General features: G+C 63.3%; 15 protein-coding genes and 1 rRNA gene. 11 read left to right on the forward strand and 5 right to left on the reverse strand.

What is annotated here, in order from left to right; translation table 11 throughout:
- From rrf to xerD, 10 genes are all read left to right on the forward strand, one after another.
- Positions 1-94 (forward strand): 5S ribosomal RNA (gene rrf / locus J2Y41_RS18045); the annotation flags it as partial.
- A 490-nt stretch (positions 95-584) separates the two neighbouring features.
- Positions 585-2,081: a hypothetical protein gene (locus J2Y41_RS18050; RefSeq protein WP_309930510.1), complete on the forward strand. Its 1,497-nt coding sequence runs from the start codon at positions 585-587 to the stop codon at positions 2,079-2,081.
- The gene (locus J2Y41_RS18055) at positions 2,074-3,060 is read left to right on the forward strand and encodes an HAD-IIA family hydrolase (protein ID WP_224167030.1); all 987 of its coding nucleotides are present in this window, start codon (positions 2,074-2,076) and stop codon (positions 3,058-3,060) included. Before J2Y41_RS18050 ends, J2Y41_RS18055 begins: the two co-directional genes overlap by 8 nt.
- A gap of 9 nt (positions 3,061-3,069) precedes the next feature.
- Positions 3,070-3,333, forward strand: a complete 264-nt coding sequence (locus J2Y41_RS18060; RefSeq protein WP_224167031.1) for a hypothetical protein — start codon at positions 3,070-3,072, stop codon at positions 3,331-3,333.
- A gap of 3 nt (positions 3,334-3,336) precedes the next feature.
- Complete coding sequence (locus tag J2Y41_RS18065; protein ID WP_224167032.1) at positions 3,337-4,149, forward strand: TlyA family RNA methyltransferase; 813 nt, start codon at positions 3,337-3,339, stop codon at positions 4,147-4,149.
- 13 nt (positions 4,150-4,162) lie between these two features.
- Positions 4,163-5,257 (forward strand): NAD kinase, encoded by a 1,095-nt coding sequence (locus tag J2Y41_RS18070; RefSeq protein ID WP_224167033.1) that lies wholly within the window; start codon positions 4,163-4,165, stop codon positions 5,255-5,257.
- A gap of 3 nt (positions 5,258-5,260) precedes the next feature.
- Entirely contained in the window at positions 5,261-7,000 is a 1,740-nt protein-coding gene (recN, locus tag J2Y41_RS18075) for a DNA repair protein RecN (RefSeq protein WP_224167034.1), read from the forward strand.
- Positions 7,001-7,146: 146 nt separating this feature from the next.
- Positions 7,147-8,892 carry a CTP synthase gene (locus J2Y41_RS18080; protein ID WP_309930515.1) on the forward strand — a complete coding sequence of 582 codons (1,746 nt, stop codon included), beginning with the start codon at positions 7,147-7,149 and terminating at the stop codon, positions 8,890-8,892.
- A 53-nt stretch (positions 8,893-8,945) separates the two neighbouring features.
- Positions 8,946-9,608, forward strand: coding sequence for an NUDIX hydrolase (locus tag J2Y41_RS18085; protein WP_224089477.1), 663 nt, complete (start codon positions 8,946-8,948; stop codon positions 9,606-9,608).
- A 2-nt stretch (positions 9,609-9,610) separates the two neighbouring features.
- Positions 9,611-10,570: a site-specific tyrosine recombinase XerD gene (gene xerD, locus J2Y41_RS18090; RefSeq protein ID WP_309930517.1), complete on the forward strand. Its 960-nt coding sequence runs from the start codon at positions 9,611-9,613 to the stop codon at positions 10,568-10,570.
- Positions 10,571-10,578: 8 nt separating this feature from the next.
- Here xerD and J2Y41_RS18095 read toward each other — a convergent pair whose 3' ends face one another.
- Complete coding sequence (locus tag J2Y41_RS18095) at positions 10,579-11,364, reverse strand: hypothetical protein (protein WP_224167036.1); 786 nt, start codon at positions 11,362-11,364, stop codon at positions 10,579-10,581.
- Between the two features lie 74 nt (positions 11,365-11,438).
- On the opposite strand from J2Y41_RS18095, the gene J2Y41_RS18100 reads away from it, so the two are divergent.
- On the forward strand, positions 11,439-11,933 hold the full coding sequence (locus J2Y41_RS18100) for an 8-oxo-dGTP diphosphatase (protein ID WP_224089482.1): 495 nt from the start codon (positions 11,439-11,441) through the stop codon (positions 11,931-11,933).
- Between the two features lie 112 nt (positions 11,934-12,045).
- On the opposite strand, the gene J2Y41_RS18105 is transcribed toward J2Y41_RS18100, so the two are convergent.
- The 4 genes from J2Y41_RS18105 to J2Y41_RS18120 form a co-directional block, all read right to left on the reverse strand.
- Complete coding sequence (locus tag J2Y41_RS18105; RefSeq protein ID WP_224089483.1) at positions 12,046-13,185, reverse strand: bifunctional 2-methylcitrate synthase/citrate synthase; 1,140 nt, start codon at positions 13,183-13,185, stop codon at positions 12,046-12,048.
- 74 nt (positions 13,186-13,259) lie between these two features.
- Positions 13,260-14,165, reverse strand: a complete 906-nt coding sequence (prpB, locus tag J2Y41_RS18110; protein WP_224167037.1) for a methylisocitrate lyase — start codon at positions 14,163-14,165, stop codon at positions 13,260-13,262.
- Entirely contained in the window at positions 14,166-15,686 is a 1,521-nt protein-coding gene (locus J2Y41_RS18115) for an MmgE/PrpD family protein (protein ID WP_309930521.1), read from the reverse strand.
- 22 nt (positions 15,687-15,708) lie between these two features.
- A complete protein-coding gene (locus J2Y41_RS18120) occupies positions 15,709-16,350 on the reverse strand; it encodes a GntR family transcriptional regulator (protein WP_224089489.1) in 642 nt (213 codons plus the stop codon).
- Between the last annotated feature and the right edge of the window lie 35 nt (positions 16,351-16,385).

Consider the following 16,385-nt stretch of genomic DNA (forward strand, 5'->3'; position numbering starts at 1 on the left):
AACGCCCGGTCCCATTCCGAACCCGGAAGCTAAGACCCACAGCGCCGATGGTACTGCACCCGGGAGGGTGTGGGAGAGTAGGACACCGCCGGACACACATTAGGTAGAGACCCCCAACCCACACAGGGTTGGGGGTCTCCCGCATTAAAGCGACTGCATTCAAACGAGAAAAAACAGACCAACACAAGACAAGCCCCGTCCACCACGGCCGGGGCTTGACCCATTTAAACCCCCGGAAGACACCGCGCCAATAACGCTGTGAGACTTGCCACGGGACACCCCTGGAGCTGCTCTGACGTTCGGCGACTGAGGTGCTGTCGCCTAGAATTGCATAAGACATACGAGTCGGCAGCCCCGTGCTGCAGACGGCGTGACAACGAAATAAGGGTTATGAGCGACTACGCACGCGCCAGTGGTCGGCTCGCAACAGGAGGAATCCACCATGGCTGAGCACAACGGCGGCAATCGCGACGGCAACCGCGGAAACTTTGGCGGGAATCGCGGCGACCGCGGTTCTTTCCGCCCCAACAATAACTCCGGTGGAGATCCTCGCGGATTCCGTTCCAGGGAGAATCGCGACGGCAATGAGCAGGGTCGTTCCTTCGGTGGCGATCGTGATCGCAGGCCCTTTGGTGACCGTGGTGATCGTCCGGCGCGTGATGGTGAGCGTCGTCCGTTCAACAATGACCGTGGCGAGCGTAAGCCGTTCGGTGACCGCCCGCCCCGTGATGGCGAGCGTCGTTCCTTCGGTGGCGATCGTGACCGTAAGCCCTTTGGTGACCGCGGTGACGTGGGACCGTGGTGATCGTCCGGCGCGTGATGGTGAGCGTCGCCCATTCAACAGCGACCGTGGCGAGCGTAAGCCCTTCGGTAGCCGTCCTGAGCGTGGTCCGCGGAACTTTGATGGTCCTCGTCGTGATGGCGAGGAGCGTCGTCCGTTCAACAATGACCGTGGCGAGCGTAAGCCCTTCGGTGACCGTCCGGACCGTGGCGGCGACCGTCGTCCCTTCAGCAATGACCGCGCCAACTCATGGGAAGACCGTCCGGCCCGGGTTCCCAACGCGAAGGACATTCGCAGCGCCAACCGCCCTGACCGCGAACGTTCTCCCGAGATCGATGAGGATGTCACGGGTAAGGAACTTGACCGCGCCACCGGCCATCAGATCAAGACCCTCGAAGAGCAGAGCGCAGGCTGGGTTGCCAAGCACCTGGTCATGGCCGGTCGCCTGATCGACATCGAGCCGGAGTTGGCCTTCCAGCACGCTTTGGCTGCCAGCCGCAGGGGTGGCCGGCTCTCGGCTGTCCGGGAGGCTGTTGGCCTGACGGCTTACGCTGCGGGTCACTATGGCGAAGCGCTCCGCGAATTCCGTACGTACCGCCGCATCAGCGGGTCCAACGTTCACCTGCCTGTCATGGCGGACTGTGAGCGTGGCCTTGGCCGTCCTGACCGTGCACTGGACATGGTCCGTTCTCCGGAAGCGCAGGACCTGGATGCTCCGGGCAAGGTAGAGCTGGCGATTGTGGCTTCGGGCGCACGCGCTGACCTTAACCAGCTTGACGCTGCTGTTGCCGAACTTGAGATCCCGCAGCTGGACATTAATCGGGCATTCTCCTACAGCCCCCGTCTGTTCCGCGCGTATGCGGAAGCACTGACGGCTGTGGGTCGCACCGAGGAAGCCGAAAAGTGGGCCCGCCAGGCAGTGGTTGCCGAGAATGCCTTGGGTGTTGGCGACTTCGCTGAACCGGAAATTCTTGATCTCGGCTGGGACGAGCAGGAAGAAGCAGCAGCGGCGCGGAAGCCGCGCTTCGAGAAGCGCGGCGAGGATTCCGACGTCGTTAGGCCGGAAAGCGAATCGGTGATCGCCGAGGCGGCTGCTGCAGATGCCGAACACGACGACGTTGACATCGATGATGCCGAATCGGATTACTTCGAGTCGGACGATGCCGAATCGGATATTGATTCAGCAGAAGAGTCTGACGAAGCCGAAGAAGAAGCAGAGGCTGACGAAATCGTGTCCCACGCGGAATCCATCGATGAAGAGGCTACCCACGAACAGGGCACTGACTCCCAGCATGGCTGATTCACTCATTTCGTCCTTTGACGCGGTTCTTTCCGATCTTGATGGTGTCGTTTACGCGGGTCCCCACGCCATTCCCGGAGCTGTAGAGTCGCTGCAGCGCCTGGAGACGGTAGGCGTCGGGCTGGGTTACGTGACGAACAACGCCTCGCGTACTCCCGCCCAGGTTGCAGCGCACTTGAGGGAATTGGGAGCGCCTGCGGAGGATCACCAGGTGGTCAGCTCGTCGCAGGCCGCGGGGGAGTTGCTTGCTTCCATGCTGCCTGCGGGGGCTCACGTGCTCATCACTGGCAGTGCGGCGTTGGCTCACGAGATTGAGCTCGTGGGCCTCAAGCCCGTGCATAGTGCGGCGGAGTCGCCAGTTGCTGTTGTCCAGGGCTTTAACCCGGAGATCGGCTGGAAGGACCTCGCTGAGGCATCCTATGTTGTTGCCGGTGGCGCCCAATGGTTCGCGACCAACACGGATATGTCCATCCCGCAGGCGCGCGGTATGGCTCCTGGCAACGGTACTCTCGTTGCCGCTGTTGCGGCCGCAACGGGCAAGACGCCTATGGTGGCCGGTAAACCTGAAGCACCGTTGTTCCACGCTGCGGCCAAGCGCTTGAAGTCGGACCGTCCTTTGGTAGTGGGGGACCGTTTGGATACGGATATCCTGGGCGGTAATCGTGCGGGATTTGCGACGGCGGCGGTACTCACCGGCGTCGATACCACGCTGACGATTCTGGCTGCACGGACGGAAGAGCGCCCGGATTACCTGTTGGCGGATCTGGGTGATCTTTACAATCCATACCCCGAAATCGTCAGCGACGGCGGCACCTACCGTTGCGGTGCAGCTTCTGCGATTGCCGAGGACGGCAAGGTCACGCTAACAGGGCACAAGGATGACCTCGACACGTGGCGGGCGGCGTGCGCTGCCTGGTGGGCTGCGGTTCCGGACACGGCTGTGGCCCAAGCGCCGAAGCTGGAATGGCGAACTCATTAGACTGGTGCGATGACTGAGCCCATCAATCTCCCGGAAGCTGAGGCTGAACGTACCGCTGTTCACTGGCCGGAGGCTCTCGATTCCACCGGCGATGCTCCGGTGGACCGTGCCCTCAGTTTATTGGAGGGCGTTCATGGCGCTCCGGTGGCCGAGCATGCCGGGCTGTATTCAGCACTTCATGACTCTCTCCTGGAGGCGCTGGATGCTGAGCCTGGCCTCCCGCCGGCTTCTGACCGGCATGCCAGTCCTACCCGCCCGGAAGGCGACAAATAGCGGATGGCAAGACTTGATCAGGAACTCGTGACGCGTGGGCTGGCGAGGTCCCGGACGCATGCTGCCAAGCTCATTAGCGACGGCAAGGTGAGTTCAGACGGGGTCGTTTTGGCCAAAGCGGCCCAGCAGGTGGACGCCGGTACAGACCTGGACGTCCAATCCCACCTTGAGGACATCTACGTGAGCCGCGCCGGGCATAAGCTGGCTGGCGCGTTGGCAGCGTTTCCGGGGGTCGCAGTTTCCGGGAGGCGGTGTCTCGACGCCGGAGCCTCCACTGGTGGCTTCACCGACGTGCTGCTTCGGCAAGGCGCCGCGCAAGTGGTGGCGGTCGACGTCGGGCACGGCCAACTGGTGCCGCTCCTTCGCGATGATCCCCGCGTGGTGGTCCATGAGGGGCTAAACGTCAGGTACGTGACGCCGGACCAGATCGGCGGCACCGCGGCCCTCACAGTTGCAGACCTGTCCTTCATTTCCCTGACGTTGGTCCTGGGCCCCCTTGCTGCCTGCACGGAACCCGGCGGAGACCTTGTCCTGATGGTCAAGCCGCAGTTTGAAGTCGGCAAGGAGCGGCTGAGCCGCACCGGCGTGGTGTCTTCCGAGAATGAACGACGCCGGGCGGTGGCCCAAGTGGCCCGCGCTGCACTTGATGCCGGGCTGGAACTTCATGGCCTGGCAGCAAGTCCACTCCCGGGCCAGGACGGAAATGTTGAGTACTTCCTGTGGATGAAGCGCAGGATGTCCGCTGTGTTGCCTAAGATCGAAGAGCGGGACGAGGACGTTGCTGCGTTGATAAAGAACCTCTGGCCAAACGACTAGAAAGCAGAACCCGATGAGCAGGCATGTACTTGTCCTTGCCCACACAGGGCGGGAGGAATCGCTCCGGGCGGCGTGGGATGCCTGTACGCAGCTGCACTCCTCGGGCCTGGTTCCGGTCCTCCAGAAGTCGGAATTGGCAGATGTCGAGCGCTTTTTTGGTGCCGTTGACACCCCCATTGAGATCCTCCACGACGACGTGAGTTTGGAAGACGTGGAATTGGTGATGGTTCTGGGTGGCGACGGAACCATCCTGCGCGCGGCGGAACTGGTCCGGGAGGTGGACGTTCCCTTGCTGGGCGTGAACCTGGGCCACGTGGGCTTCCTTGCCGAGAGCGAACGTGCTGACCTGGCCCAGACGGTTGAGTGGATCGCGAGCCGCCAGTACACCGTCGAAGAGCGCATGACCATCGATGTCCAGGTGTGGATCAAGGGCCAGAAGATCTGGCATACCTGGGCCCTGAACGAGGCCGCCATCGAGAAAGCCAACCGGGAACGGATGCTCGAGGTCGTCACTGAGGTGGATGAACGCCCGCTGACGTCGTTCGGCTGTGATGGCGTGGTCCTCGCGACGCCAACGGGATCAACGGCGTACGCATTTTCGTCTGGTGGGCCGGTGGTGTGGCCTGAAGTGGAAGCGCTCGTCATTGTGCCGATCAGCGCCCATGCCCTTTTCGCGAAGCCTTTGGTGGTCTCTCCGCGTTCCAAGCTCGCCGTGGAAATCATGAACAGGACGGATGCCCTGGGCGTCCTTTGGTGCGATGGCAGGCGTTCTGTTGATCTGCCTCCGGGTGCGCGTGTCGAGGTGACCCGCTCAGCCACGCCTGTACGACTGGCACGGACGCACAGGACTCCTTTTTCGGCGCGGCTTGTGCGGAAGTTCCAGCTCCCCATCCACGGCTGGCGCGGTCCGGCTCCCCGGTCGGGGGAAGTCCACACTGGCCCAATCCCCGTGATCCGAACCCTTTCACCGGCTCCTTTGCCCACTCCCCGGGAAGCGAATGATTCCCGGGACTCGAACGATTCCCGGGAGCCGAACGATTCCCGGGCCGCCGAAACATCCCTGTACCCGGGGCACGGTGAGCCATCCGACCCCACGAATGCGAAGTGAAGCATGCTTGAAGAACTCCGAATCCGTGACCTCGGTGTCATTACTGATGCCGCCCTGCCGCTGGGCCCCGGCCTCAGCGTGGTTACCGGCGAAACCGGTGCCGGCAAGACCATGGTGGTGACCGCCGTCGGGCTTCTCCTGGGTGCCCGTTCAGACGCGGGTGCCGTCCGCAGCGGCGCCAAATCTGCCTCCGCCGAGGCAGTCTTGAAGCTTGATCCAGCCCACAGCGCGGTGGAGCGGGCCAAGGAGGCCGGCGGTGAGGCGGAGGAGTTCGACGGCGTCGCTGAACTCCTGCTGGCCCGGACCGTTGGTGCCGATGGCCGCAGCCGGGCTTACGTTGGGGGACGGGCGGCGCCGGTGGGGGTTCTGGCCGAACTTGGCGAGAGTTTGGTGGTGGTGCACGGCCAGTCGGACCAGATCAGGCTGAAGAGCGCTACCGCGCAGCGACACGCCCTGGATCGCTTCGCGGGTGCACCTTTGGCGAAGGTCCTGGGGGAATACCAGGATCTGTACAACCATTGGAAGTCCATTCAGGCCGAGCTGGAGACCCTTCGCAGCGAGGCGCGGGAACGGCTTCGTGAGGCGGAGTCGCTGGACGCTGCGCTCAAAGAGATCGATGACGTGGATCCCCAGCCGGGTGAGGATGAGACCCTCAAGGCTGAGGCCGTGAAGCTTGCCAACGTTGAAGAACTCCGGCTCGCAGCAGCGGCGGCACATGAGTCGCTCATCGCGGAGGAATTCGGGGATGCCGGCGATGCCACATCGATGGTGGATGCGGCCAAGCGGACGCTGGAGCATGTTGCAGAACATGATGAGGCGCTGGGGGCCGCTGCTGCACGGCTTGCCGAAGTTGGCTTCCTGCTGAACGATATCGCCGCTGACTTGTCCAGCTACCAGGCCGCATTGGACACCGAAGGCCCGGAGCGGCTCTCCGAAATCGAGGAACGCCGCGCCGCTTTGGCCAAACTGATCCGCAAGTACGCCCCAAGCATCGATGAAGTGCTGGAGTGGGCGGCCACGGCCCGTGTGCGTTTGGACGAGCTGCAGGACGATTCAAGCCGCATCGAATCCTTGGATGCCGAGGTGGCTTCGACCGAAGCTACCCTGCGCAAGCAGGCCGCAGCGATCAGCAAGGCCCGTCTCAAGGCGGCCAAGGACCTCTCGGCCCGTGTGAGTGCAGAGTTGAAGGCGTTGGCCATGGCGGATGCCACGTTGATCATCCAAATAGAGGACAGCGGATCGCTTGGCCCCTGGGGAACGGATGAGATCGCCTTCCTCCTTCAGCCACACTCCGGCGCTCCTGCGCGCCCACTGGGCAAGGGAGCCTCCGGCGGTGAACTCTCAAGGGTGATGCTGGCTATCGAGGTAGTGCTCGCTGCGGTGGATCCTGTTCCTACGTTCGTCTTTGACGAGGTGGACGCCGGAGTAGGTGGACGGGCGGCCGTCGAGATCGGGCGCCGGCTGGCCATGTTGGCCCGCCACGTCCAGGTCCTCGTTGTGACGCACCTGCCTCAGGTTGCGGCCTTCGCAGACCAGCACATCCGGGTTACCAAAACCTCAGTGCGGGGCGCCGACGGAAAAACGTCCACGGGATTCACCTCCAGCGATGTGCAACTGCTGGATGACGACGAACGCGTGAAGGAGCTTGCCCGTATGTTGGCCGGGCAGGAAGACTCGGAATCTGCCCAGGCACACGCGCAGGAGTTGCTGGACGACGCGAAGTTGCTTCCCCAGCGGGCGTAGGAAATTCCGGGGACGCGGCCGGTGCCGGACTGCGACCACTATCACATCCGTGCACTTGGTCCCGCCCGGCTCTTGATTGCAGGCATGGTCTTGGGCAACTATTGACCATTTGGGGAATCCGGACGGACGCTTGGAAGGCGTAATTGATGATAAGCTCGAATTCCGTGGTGCAGCGATCAAATTCCCGTGTAAATTCCCGGTTCCCGGGCTCGTCCAAGACGACCAAACACATCTTCGTCACCGGTGGTGTGGCGTCCTCGCTCGGTAAGGGTCTGACGGCTTCCAGCCTCGGCCACCTGCTGCGGGCACGCGGTTTGTCTGTAACTATGCAGAAGCTCGATCCTTATTTGAACGTGGATCCGGGCACGATGAATCCCTTCCAGCACGGCGAAGTTTTCGTGACTGATGATGGCGCCGAAACCGACCTCGACATCGGACACTACGAGCGCTTCCTCGATGAAAACCTGGAAGGTTCGGCCAACGTCACAACGGGCCAGATTTACTCCACGGTCATCGCGAAGGAACGCCGTGGTGAATACCTCGGAGACACCGTTCAGGTCATCCCGCACATCACGGATGAGATCAAGCGCCGCATGCGCCTTCCCGCCGAAGGCAAGAACGCTCCGGATGTCATCATCACCGAAATCGGTGGCACGGTTGGCGACATCGAATCGCAGCCCTTCCTCGAGTCGGCCCGCCAGGTGCGCCAGGACATCGGCCGGAACAATGTCTTCTTCCTCCATGTTTCCCTGGTTCCGTACATCGGTCCCTCCCAGGAACTGAAGACCAAGCCCACGCAGCACTCCGTGGCAGCCCTTCGTTCCATCGGTATCCAGCCCGAAGCCATCGTGATCCGTTCGGACCGCGAAGTGCCCGAGGCCATGCGGGAGAAGATCGGCCGCATGTGCGACGTCGACATCGACGCCGTGGTCAACGCTGCGGACGCACCCAGCATCTATGACATCCCCAAGACGCTGCACTCGCAGGGCCTGGACTCCTACATCGTTCGCGCACTGGACCTGCCGTTCAAGGACGTTGACTGGAGCAAGTGGGACAAGCTGCTTGAAGCGGTCCACAACCCCAAGCGCGAGGTCGAGATCGCCCTGGTGGGTAAGTACATCGACCTTCCGGACGCTTACCTCTCCGTCACCGAGGCCCTCCGCGCCGGTGGGTTCGCCAACGAGGCCAAGGTCAAGATCCGCTGGGTCCCCTCGGACGAGTGCGAAACCCTTGCCGGTGCCACCAAGTCACTTGCCGGCGTCGACGCCATTTGCGTACCTGGCGGCTTCGGTATCCGTGGCCTTGAAGGCAAGCTGGGTGCACTGAAGTTTGCCCGTGAATCCAAACTGCCGGTCTTGGGCCTGTGCCTTGGCCTGCAGTGCATGGTGATCGAATACGCGCGAAACGTGGTTGGCCTGGAAGGCGCCTCGTCCAGCGAGTTCGAGCCGGACTCCAAGTACCCGGTCATCGCCACCATGGAAGAGCAGCTGGACATTGTGGAAGGCAAGGGAGACCTTGGCGGCACGATGCGCCTGGGGCTCTATGAAGCCAAGCTGGACGAGGGCTCCGTTGTCGCCGAGACGTACGGCACCACTTCAGTGAGCGAACGCCACCGCCACCGCTACGAGGTTAACAACAAGTACCGTGACCAGATCGCGGCGGAGGGCCTCGTCTTCTCGGGTACCTCGCCTGACGGCAAGCTGGTGGAGTACGTTGAACTTCCCCGCGAAGTGCACCCGTATTACGTTGCTACGCAGGCACACCCGGAGCTTAGCTCCCGCCCGACGCGCCCGCACCCGCTCTTCGCGGGCCTCGTGAAGGCAGCCTTGGAGCGTCGTGAAGGTGCCGTTGTGGGAACCAAATCCGGTGCCGGTGCGGTAGCTGCCAAGTAGCGCGGTGGCCGCCAAGTAAACCGTAAACGCAAGCACTAACGAAGGACGGCGCGATGCCCGGCATTTCCGAAACCCCCAGCACCTCAAGGCAGGTTTCGGATGCGCCGAGCCCGCGCCGTCTTTTGTCTACGAGCAAGGTCTATGAAGGCCGCATCTGGGATGTGGTCAGCGACGCCTTCCAGCTCAGCGAGGATACGGACACCCTGGTTCGCGACTACATCGACCACCCCGGCGCGGTGGCTGTGCTGCCGATGAACGTTGACGGTGAAATCCTGCTCCTGAAGCAGTACAGGCACCCTGTTGGTATGGATCTCTGGGAAATCCCGGCCGGGTTGCTGGACGTTGAGGGCGAGGATTTCGTGGCGGGCGCTGCCAGGGAGCTCGCTGAGGAAGCTGATCTTGTTGCGGCCACGTGGAATGTCCTGGTGGACTTCTTCAACTCTCCGGGATCCTCCAGCGAGGCTGTCCGGATATATCTGGCTCGTGGGTTGAGCGCTGTTCCCGAGGCTGACCTGCATGTCCGCACGGACGAAGAGTCGGAAATCGAGTTCCACTGGATTCCGCTCGACGATGCCGTGAAGGCTGTCCTTGAAGGGCGCCTGCACAATCCGTCCGCGGTCCTGGGAATCCTGGCTGCCGCCGCCGCGAAGGCCGACGGCTTTTCCAGCCTGCGCCCCGCTGACGCGCCGTGGCCCGCGCACCCGAGCCAGCGCTAAGAATGGCCGAGGCCGCCACCCGTCCTGCCAACGGCATCGATCGAGGAGTTACCGACTACCTCCAGCACGTGGGCGTGGAACGCGGCCTGGCAGCCAATACCTTGGCTGCCTATCGCCGTGACCTTGCCCGTTATTCGAACTTCCTGGCTGGCCAAGGCGTGGAACGCCCCGGAGACGTCACGCGCCATCACGTCACCGGCTTTGCCCAAGCCTTGTCAGACGGCTCCGATGGCGCTGCGGCCCTCGGCGTCCGCTCCGCAGCCAGGACCATAGTGGCCGTGCGCGGACTTCATAAATTTTGGGCCCTTGAAGGAACCACGACGTCGGATCCCGCCAGCGATGTCCACCCGCCGATGCCGGGCAAACGACTTCCGAAAGCCATCAGTGTCGGTGAAGTAACGCGGATTCTCGAAGCTGCGGGTTCGGACTCTGCGACCGGGCTAAGGGACCGGGCCTTGCTTGAATTTCTCTATTCCACCGGCGCGCGCATCAGCGAGGCCGTAGGGCTGGACGTTGACGATGTATCCCTGGAGCACGCAGGCGGCGAACCAGCAATAGTCAGGCTCTTCGGCAAAGGTTCCAAGGAGCGGCTGGTTCCTTTGGGCTCTTACGGTGCACGCGCGGTCGGAGCCTATGTGGTCCGCGGAAGGCCGTTGCTGGCTTCCAAGGGCAAGGGCACTCCCGCCTTGTTCCTGAACGCCCGTGGCGGCCGAATCAGCAGGCAGAGTGCCTGGACAATCCTCAAGGCTGCTGCAGAGAAGGCAAAAATCACCAAGGATGTTTCGCCGCACACCTTGCGGCACTCTTTTGCCACGCATCTCCTGGAAGGCGGGGCTGACGTGCGTGTAGTCCAGGAGCTGTTGGGGCACGCATCGGTTACCACGACCCAGGTCTACACGCTGGTTACCGCCGACACCTTGCGCGAGGTTTACGCTGCTGCCCATCCCCGCGCGCTCGGTTGATGCTGCAGTTAGTCCAATACACTGAACGTCAACTCCACGGCATCGACGAACAATGCCAGCAGCGACGTCCCCAAACCGGCCACGAGCAGAAGGCCTGGGTGGGCCAGTCCCACCACCACCCGCTTCAACCGCGGCTGTCCCTTGAGGAACTTTTTGGGTACCCGCGTCTTCAACGGTATTTGCCGCCAACCGCGTAGCCGGCGAAGGAACCAGGCGCACCGCACGATGAACGCCATCCACAGGACAGAGAGCACCAGCGGGACCGACGCCAGCATGAGGTTGAAGCCGAGTGCGGTCACCTCCTTTTCGGAGTCGCCGATGACGGTCTGCACCGTGGTCGAGATGGAAGCACTCATCACCACGGAGGCAGCCCACACCACGAAGGCGACCACCAGGGCCAGGAAGCGGACGAAGAAATGGCCCAGGACAGTGGCGTCCACTGCCTTGAGGTGGCTGCGAGGGGTGGCATGCAGCACGGCCAGCGTGGACAGCAGCGTTGGCAGGGCAGCGATGAGGACCAGCAGGTACCACGTCCAACCAGCCAGGTCCACCACCTCATCCAGAACAATGAGCCCGGCCCACACCACCGTCCAAGCCCAGCCGGCGTAGAGCGGATGGGCCACCACCAAGCGGGGCAGCCAGGCGTCGCGCTCCTGCCCGGCTCTGGTGGCTGATGGGGCGTCGGCCAGAGGGGCAGTTTCGGCATCTTCCCCGGCCTGGGCCTTCACCTCTTGGTTGATGGCTTGCGCTTGTGCCTGTGTCCCGGCATGCACTTCGCCCCCACCTTCGTTCATGGGCTCACTGTAGCAATTGGGCTGACTGTGGCAATGGGACCTCAGGTGCAGGAGATCGGGTTAAGGTAGGCAGCATGACAGCAGCCCATGTGACACTGTGCTTCCTCCTCCGTGACGGCGTGGACGGGGAACACGTCCTCCTCGGTACAAAGAAGACCGGTTTTGGGCGTGGGAAAGTGGTGGGCGTGGGTGGGCATGTGGAGCCGGGGGAGACGGCGCTGCAGGCGGTGTGCCGCGAGGTCATGGAGGAAATCAGCGTGGTGGTCCAGGCCGCGGACCTCATCCCCGCCGGCATCATCGACTTCGTGTTTCCTGCCCGACCCGAATGGAACATGTACACCACTGTGTATCTGACGCGTTCTTGGGCAGGCGAACCGTCGGAGAGCGACGAGATTGCGCCCGAATGGTTCCCGGTGTCCAAGCTACCGGTGGAACGCATGTGGGCCGACGCCGAGCATTGGCTGCCCGCGATGATTTCGGGGCAGCGGATCGCAGTTCGAGTCGATTTGGCTGCCGATAACGAGAGCGTGGCTGAAGTGCACACCATCGATTGGGCCGGAACCGACTAGAAGACAGGTTTTCCAGCATACGACGGCGGGCCGGTCGCCTTTTGGTGACCGACCCGCCGTCGTATGCTTCCTCCGCCATCGTGGGCTTCCGGCGCGGCCAGAAGCCAAGAGGCTACGGCACGTGCCGCTCTTCCGGCCCGTTGTATTCGCTCAGCGGACGGATCAGCGAGTTAGAAGCAAATTGTTCCATGATGTGCGCTGTCCAGCCGGTGATCCGGCTGGCGACGAACAGCGGGGTGAACGTCTGGGTGTCGAAGCCCATGAGGTGGTACGTGGGGCCCGCGGGATAGTCGAGGTTGGGCTTGATGGCCTTGGCCTCGTCCATGGCCTGTTCGAGGCCGTTGTAGAGCCCCAGGAGTTCAGGCCGTCCGTAGTGGGCGATCATCTTGTCCAAGGCGGCCTTCATGGTGGGCACGCGGGAGTCGCCATGCTTGTAGACGCGGTGTCCAAAGCCCATGACCTTCTTCTTCTGGGCAAGGGCATTCTCCATCCACGCCCGCGCACGGACCGCGGCTTCCTCCATGGATTCTTCGCTGCGGATGCCGATTTCGTCGAAGGTGTGCATCACGGCCTCGTTGGCGCCCCCGTGGAGAGGGCCTTTCAGTGCACCGATCGCTGCCGTCACGGCGGAGTGCAGGTCAGAGAGCGTGGACGTGACCACGCGGGCTGTGAAGGTGGACGCGTTGAAGGAGTGCTCCGCGTAGAGGATCATTGAGACGTTGAACGCCTCCACCACTTCGGGAACCTGCTCTTCGCCGAACGCCATCCACAGGAAGTTGGACGAGTAGTCCAGGTCCTCCCGCGGTTCCACGGGCTCTTGACCCCGCCGGCGGCGCTGGTCGTAGGCCACGACGGCGGGCATCGCGGCCCAGAGGTCGATTGCTTTCTTCATGTTGGCATCGGGGGATGAATCCTCCGTCAGCTCGTGCCGGGCTCCCAATACGGAAGCTGCCGTACGGCAAACGTCCATGGGGTGCGAGGTGGTGGGCAACGTGTCAATGACTGACTTGACCACTGGATCAAGCGCACGCCCTGCCCGCTCGCGGGCAACAAATTCGGCCAGTTGGGCATCGTCGGGCAGTTCGCCGTTCCATAGCAGGTAGGCGACCTCTTCAAAGCTGCACTTGGCGGCCAGTTCCTGCACCGGGTATCCCCGATACAGCAGGGAGTTGGTGTCCGGGTTGACCTTTGAGACGGCGGTGTAGTCCACCACGACGCCGGCAAGGCCTTTTTTGATGTCTTCAGCAGCCATGCTGAACTCCTTCGTTCATTATGCAAGAGCCCCGTGGGCCGGAGTGCTTGCTTTCCCCTTGATGATTCCCGGACCTAGCGGATGCCAGGAACCTGGAAGTTAAAAACGCCGGTATCGAACTGGTTATATGCCTCGTAATCCACGAGTTCGTAGAGGCGCGCACGCGTGAGCATGTTTTCCACCTGTGCCTCTTGGGTCCCCGCAGCCTTGATCGATTCCAGCGTACGCTCTGCAGCGCCCATGGCAATGCGGAGGAGCGTGACGGGGTAGATGACCATGTTTACCCCGACGTCTTGGAGTTGGTCCACGGTGAAGAGGTCGGACTTTCCGAATTCCGTCATGTTGGCCAGGATGGGCACGTCCACGGCGTCGCGGATGGCCTGGAACTCGGTCAGATCAGCCATGGCTTCGGGGAAGATCGCGTCGGCGCCGGCGTCGACCAAAGCGCGGGCACGGTCTTGTGCGGCTTGGATTCCTTCGACGGCGCGGATGTCGGTGCGGGCCATGATGAGGAAGTTGGGGTCGCGGCGTGCGTCGGCGGCGGCGCGGATGCGTTTGGTGGCGGTGTCGATGTCCACGACGTTTTTGCCGTCCAGGTGGCCGCAGCGTTTGGGGTTGAATTGGTCTTCGATGTGGCAGCCGGCCAGGCCGGCGTTTTCGAGTTCCTGGATGGTGCGGGCCACGTTCATGGGTTCACCGAAGCCGGTGTCCGCGTCCACGAGGGAGGGCAGGTCCGTCATGCGGGCGATCTGCCCGGCGCGGGTGGCCACCTCGGTGAGCGTGGTCAGGCCGATGTCGGGCAGGCCGAGATCATTGGCCAGGACCGCTCCGGAGATGTAGACCCCGGCGAAGCCCTTCTCTTCGATCAGCCGGGCCGAGAGCGGGTTGAACGCGCCGGGGAACTGCTGCACGGTCCCTGAAGCGAGGAGCTCCCGCAGCTTGACCCGCTTCTGTTCGGGGGTGGTGGTGGAGTACAGCATTTAGAACAGTCCCTTCGGAGCTGCGTCGAGGTTGATCACGCCGGGGGCCGCGGTGATGTTGAGCTGGTCCAGTTCCCCGGGGCCGAGTTCGGTGACGCGTTCGACGGCGGCGAGGAACCGTTCGATCTCGGCGTCCTCCACCAAACCTGCAGCGAGGGTGCGGAACTTGTTGATGTATTGCTCGCGGGCGAACGGTCGGGCACCGAGCGGGTGCGCGTCGGCCACGGCGATCTCATCCGTGATCACGGTGCCGTCGTTCAGGGTGATTTCCACGGAACCGCCGAAGGCCTTCTCTGCGATGTCCAGGGAGTGGTAGCGGCGGGTCCACTCCGGGTCCTCCACGGTAGTGACCTTCTGCCAGAGTTCCACGGTGTCCGGGCGGGCTGCGCGTTCGGGGGCGTAGGAATCCACGTGGTGCCAGGCGCCGTCCTGCAGGGCGACGGTGAAGATGTACGGGATGGAGTGGTCCAGGGTTTCCCGCGATGCGGTGGGGGAGTACTTCTGGGGGTCGTTCGCGCCGGAACCGATCACGTAGTGCGTGTGGTGGCTGGTCTTGATCAACACGGATTTCACGTTGGCCGGGTCCGTGGTTTCCGGGTGCTCCTTGTGGAGTTTGCGGGCGAGGTCGATCCACGCCTGGGCCTGGTACTCGGCCGAGTGTTCCTTGGTGTAGGTGTCCAGGATGGCGCGTTTGGCTTCACCGGGCAGCGGCAGCGGGACTTCGTAGGAGGCGTCCGGGCCGTCCAGCATCCACGCGATCACCCCGTCTTCGCCTTCGTAGATCGGCACGGGGGAGGTCTGGCCGCGCATGGAACGGTCCACGGCTTCCACGGCCATCTTGCCCGCGAACGCCGGGGCGTGGGCCTTCCAGGTGGAGATTTCGCCCTTGCGGGACTGGCGGGTGGCCGTGGTGGTGTGAAGCGCCTGGCCCACGGACTGGAAGATCGTCTCAACATCCAATCCCAGGAGCGTGCCGATGCCCGCTGCAGCCGACGGGCCAAGGTGGGCCACGTGGTCGATCTTGTGCTTGTGCAGGCAGATCGCCTTGACCAGGTTCACCTGGATCTCGTAGCCGGTGGCAATACCGCGCACCAGGTCAGCACCGCTGGCGCCCACGTGCTGCGCGACGGCCAGGATCGGCGGGATGTTATCGCCCGGGTGCGAGTAGTCCGCGGCCAGGAACGTGTCGTGGTAGTCCAGTTCACGCACGGCCACCCCGTTCGCCCACGCAGCCCATTCAGGGGAAACCCGCTCGGTGATGCCGAAAACGTGCCCGCCCTTGCCGTTCGCGGACGGCCCGTGGGTCAGTGCCTGGGCGCGGGCCGCGACGATCGGTGCACGGTTCAACGAGGCGATCGCTACGGAGGCGTTGTCGATGATCCGGTTGATCACCATATCCGTGACCTCGGGGGTTACGTCGACGGTGTCGGCAGCGACCACGGCGATCTTGTGCGCCAACTGCTCCTCACGGGGGAGATTCTCTTCGGACTTGTAGACGCGGACGTGGTTGTTCTTGACCATGGTGCTCCTTCTAATGAGGGTCTTAGCGGGCCACATGAGCGGCCTTGACGTGGGTAAGGCTTCGGTGCAAATGAAGTGTGGTGGCGGCTTCGGCCAGCCGTGGATTCCCGGCGGCGATCGCTTCAGCAATGGCGGCATGCTCGGCCGCAGCGGCCTGGAGCCGGGCGGCGTCATCGGCCGCCAGGCGGCGAACCCGGACCAAATGGACCCGGAGGCTGCGCATGGCCTGGGCCAGGTAGGAGTTGGAGATTGCGGCATCGATCGCCTCGTCCAGCCGGCCAACCAACGCGTAATACTCGTGCCGTGCAGGATCCTCCTCGCTGAGCAGCTCCGGCGCCCGGAGCAGCTGCGCCTGCAGCTCGGCAAAAACGCCCGGCTCTCCGCGCTCTGCGGCCAGGGCTGCGGCCCGGACCTCCAGCGTTTCGCGAAGCTCGAACAGTTCGTCGATGCTGTCCAGCGAAATATCGGTGACGACGACGCCGCGCCCGCCTGCCGCCGTCGTCAATCCCTCAGCGGTGAGCCGGCCCAGCGCCTCCCGGACAGGCGTGCGGGAGACACCCAGCCGCTCGGACTGTTCTACTTCCGCGAGAACCGTGCCCGGCCGCAGGCGCCATTCAATGATGTCTTCACGAAGAGCCGCGTAGGCCCGATCACTGGCGCGCATGACTCCAGTGTATACATAAAGCCTGTGTTGTACAG

Source organism: Arthrobacter sp. 1088 (genome assembly GCF_031455315.1).
In the GTDB taxonomy this organism is placed as follows: Bacteria; Actinomycetota; Actinomycetes; order Actinomycetales; family Micrococcaceae; genus Arthrobacter.

What these genes read in the sequence shown, in the direction of transcription:
- J2Y41_RS18050 (WP_309930510.1), top strand. Translation starts at nt 585, where the DNA reads ATGAGCAGGGTCGTTCCTTCGGTGGCGATCGTGATCGCAGGCCCTTTG.
- J2Y41_RS18055 (WP_224167030.1), top strand. Translation starts at nt 2,074, where the DNA reads ATGGCTGATTCACTCATTTCGTCCTTTGACGCGGTTCTTTCCGATCTT.
- J2Y41_RS18060 (WP_224167031.1), top strand. Translation starts at nt 3,070, where the DNA reads ATGACTGAGCCCATCAATCTCCCGGAAGCTGAGGCTGAACGTACCGCT.
- J2Y41_RS18065 (WP_224167032.1), top strand. Translation starts at nt 3,337, where the DNA reads ATGGCAAGACTTGATCAGGAACTCGTGACGCGTGGGCTGGCGAGGTCC.
- J2Y41_RS18070 (WP_224167033.1), top strand. Translation starts at nt 4,163, where the DNA reads ATGAGCAGGCATGTACTTGTCCTTGCCCACACAGGGCGGGAGGAATCG.
- recN (WP_224167034.1), top strand. Translation starts at nt 5,261, where the DNA reads ATGCTTGAAGAACTCCGAATCCGTGACCTCGGTGTCATTACTGATGCC.
- J2Y41_RS18080 (WP_309930515.1), top strand. Translation starts at nt 7,147, where the DNA reads ATGATAAGCTCGAATTCCGTGGTGCAGCGATCAAATTCCCGTGTAAAT.
- J2Y41_RS18085 (WP_224089477.1), top strand. Translation starts at nt 8,946, where the DNA reads ATGCCCGGCATTTCCGAAACCCCCAGCACCTCAAGGCAGGTTTCGGAT.
- xerD (WP_309930517.1), top strand. Translation starts at nt 9,611, where the DNA reads ATGGCCGAGGCCGCCACCCGTCCTGCCAACGGCATCGATCGAGGAGTT.
- J2Y41_RS18095 (WP_224167036.1), bottom strand. Translation starts at nt 11,364, where the DNA reads ATGAACGAAGGTGGGGGCGAAGTGCATGCCGGGACACAGGCACAAGCG.
- J2Y41_RS18100 (WP_224089482.1), top strand. Translation starts at nt 11,439, where the DNA reads ATGACAGCAGCCCATGTGACACTGTGCTTCCTCCTCCGTGACGGCGTG.
- J2Y41_RS18105 (WP_224089483.1), bottom strand. Translation starts at nt 13,185, where the DNA reads ATGGCTGCTGAAGACATCAAAAAAGGCCTTGCCGGCGTCGTGGTGGAC.
- prpB (WP_224167037.1), bottom strand. Translation starts at nt 14,165, where the DNA reads ATGCTGTACTCCACCACCACCCCCGAACAGAAGCGGGTCAAGCTGCGG.
- J2Y41_RS18115 (WP_309930521.1), bottom strand. Translation starts at nt 15,686, where the DNA reads ATGGTCAAGAACAACCACGTCCGCGTCTACAAGTCCGAAGAGAATCTC.
- J2Y41_RS18120 (WP_224089489.1), bottom strand. Translation starts at nt 16,350, where the DNA reads ATGCGCGCCAGTGATCGGGCCTACGCGGCTCTTCGTGAAGACATCATT.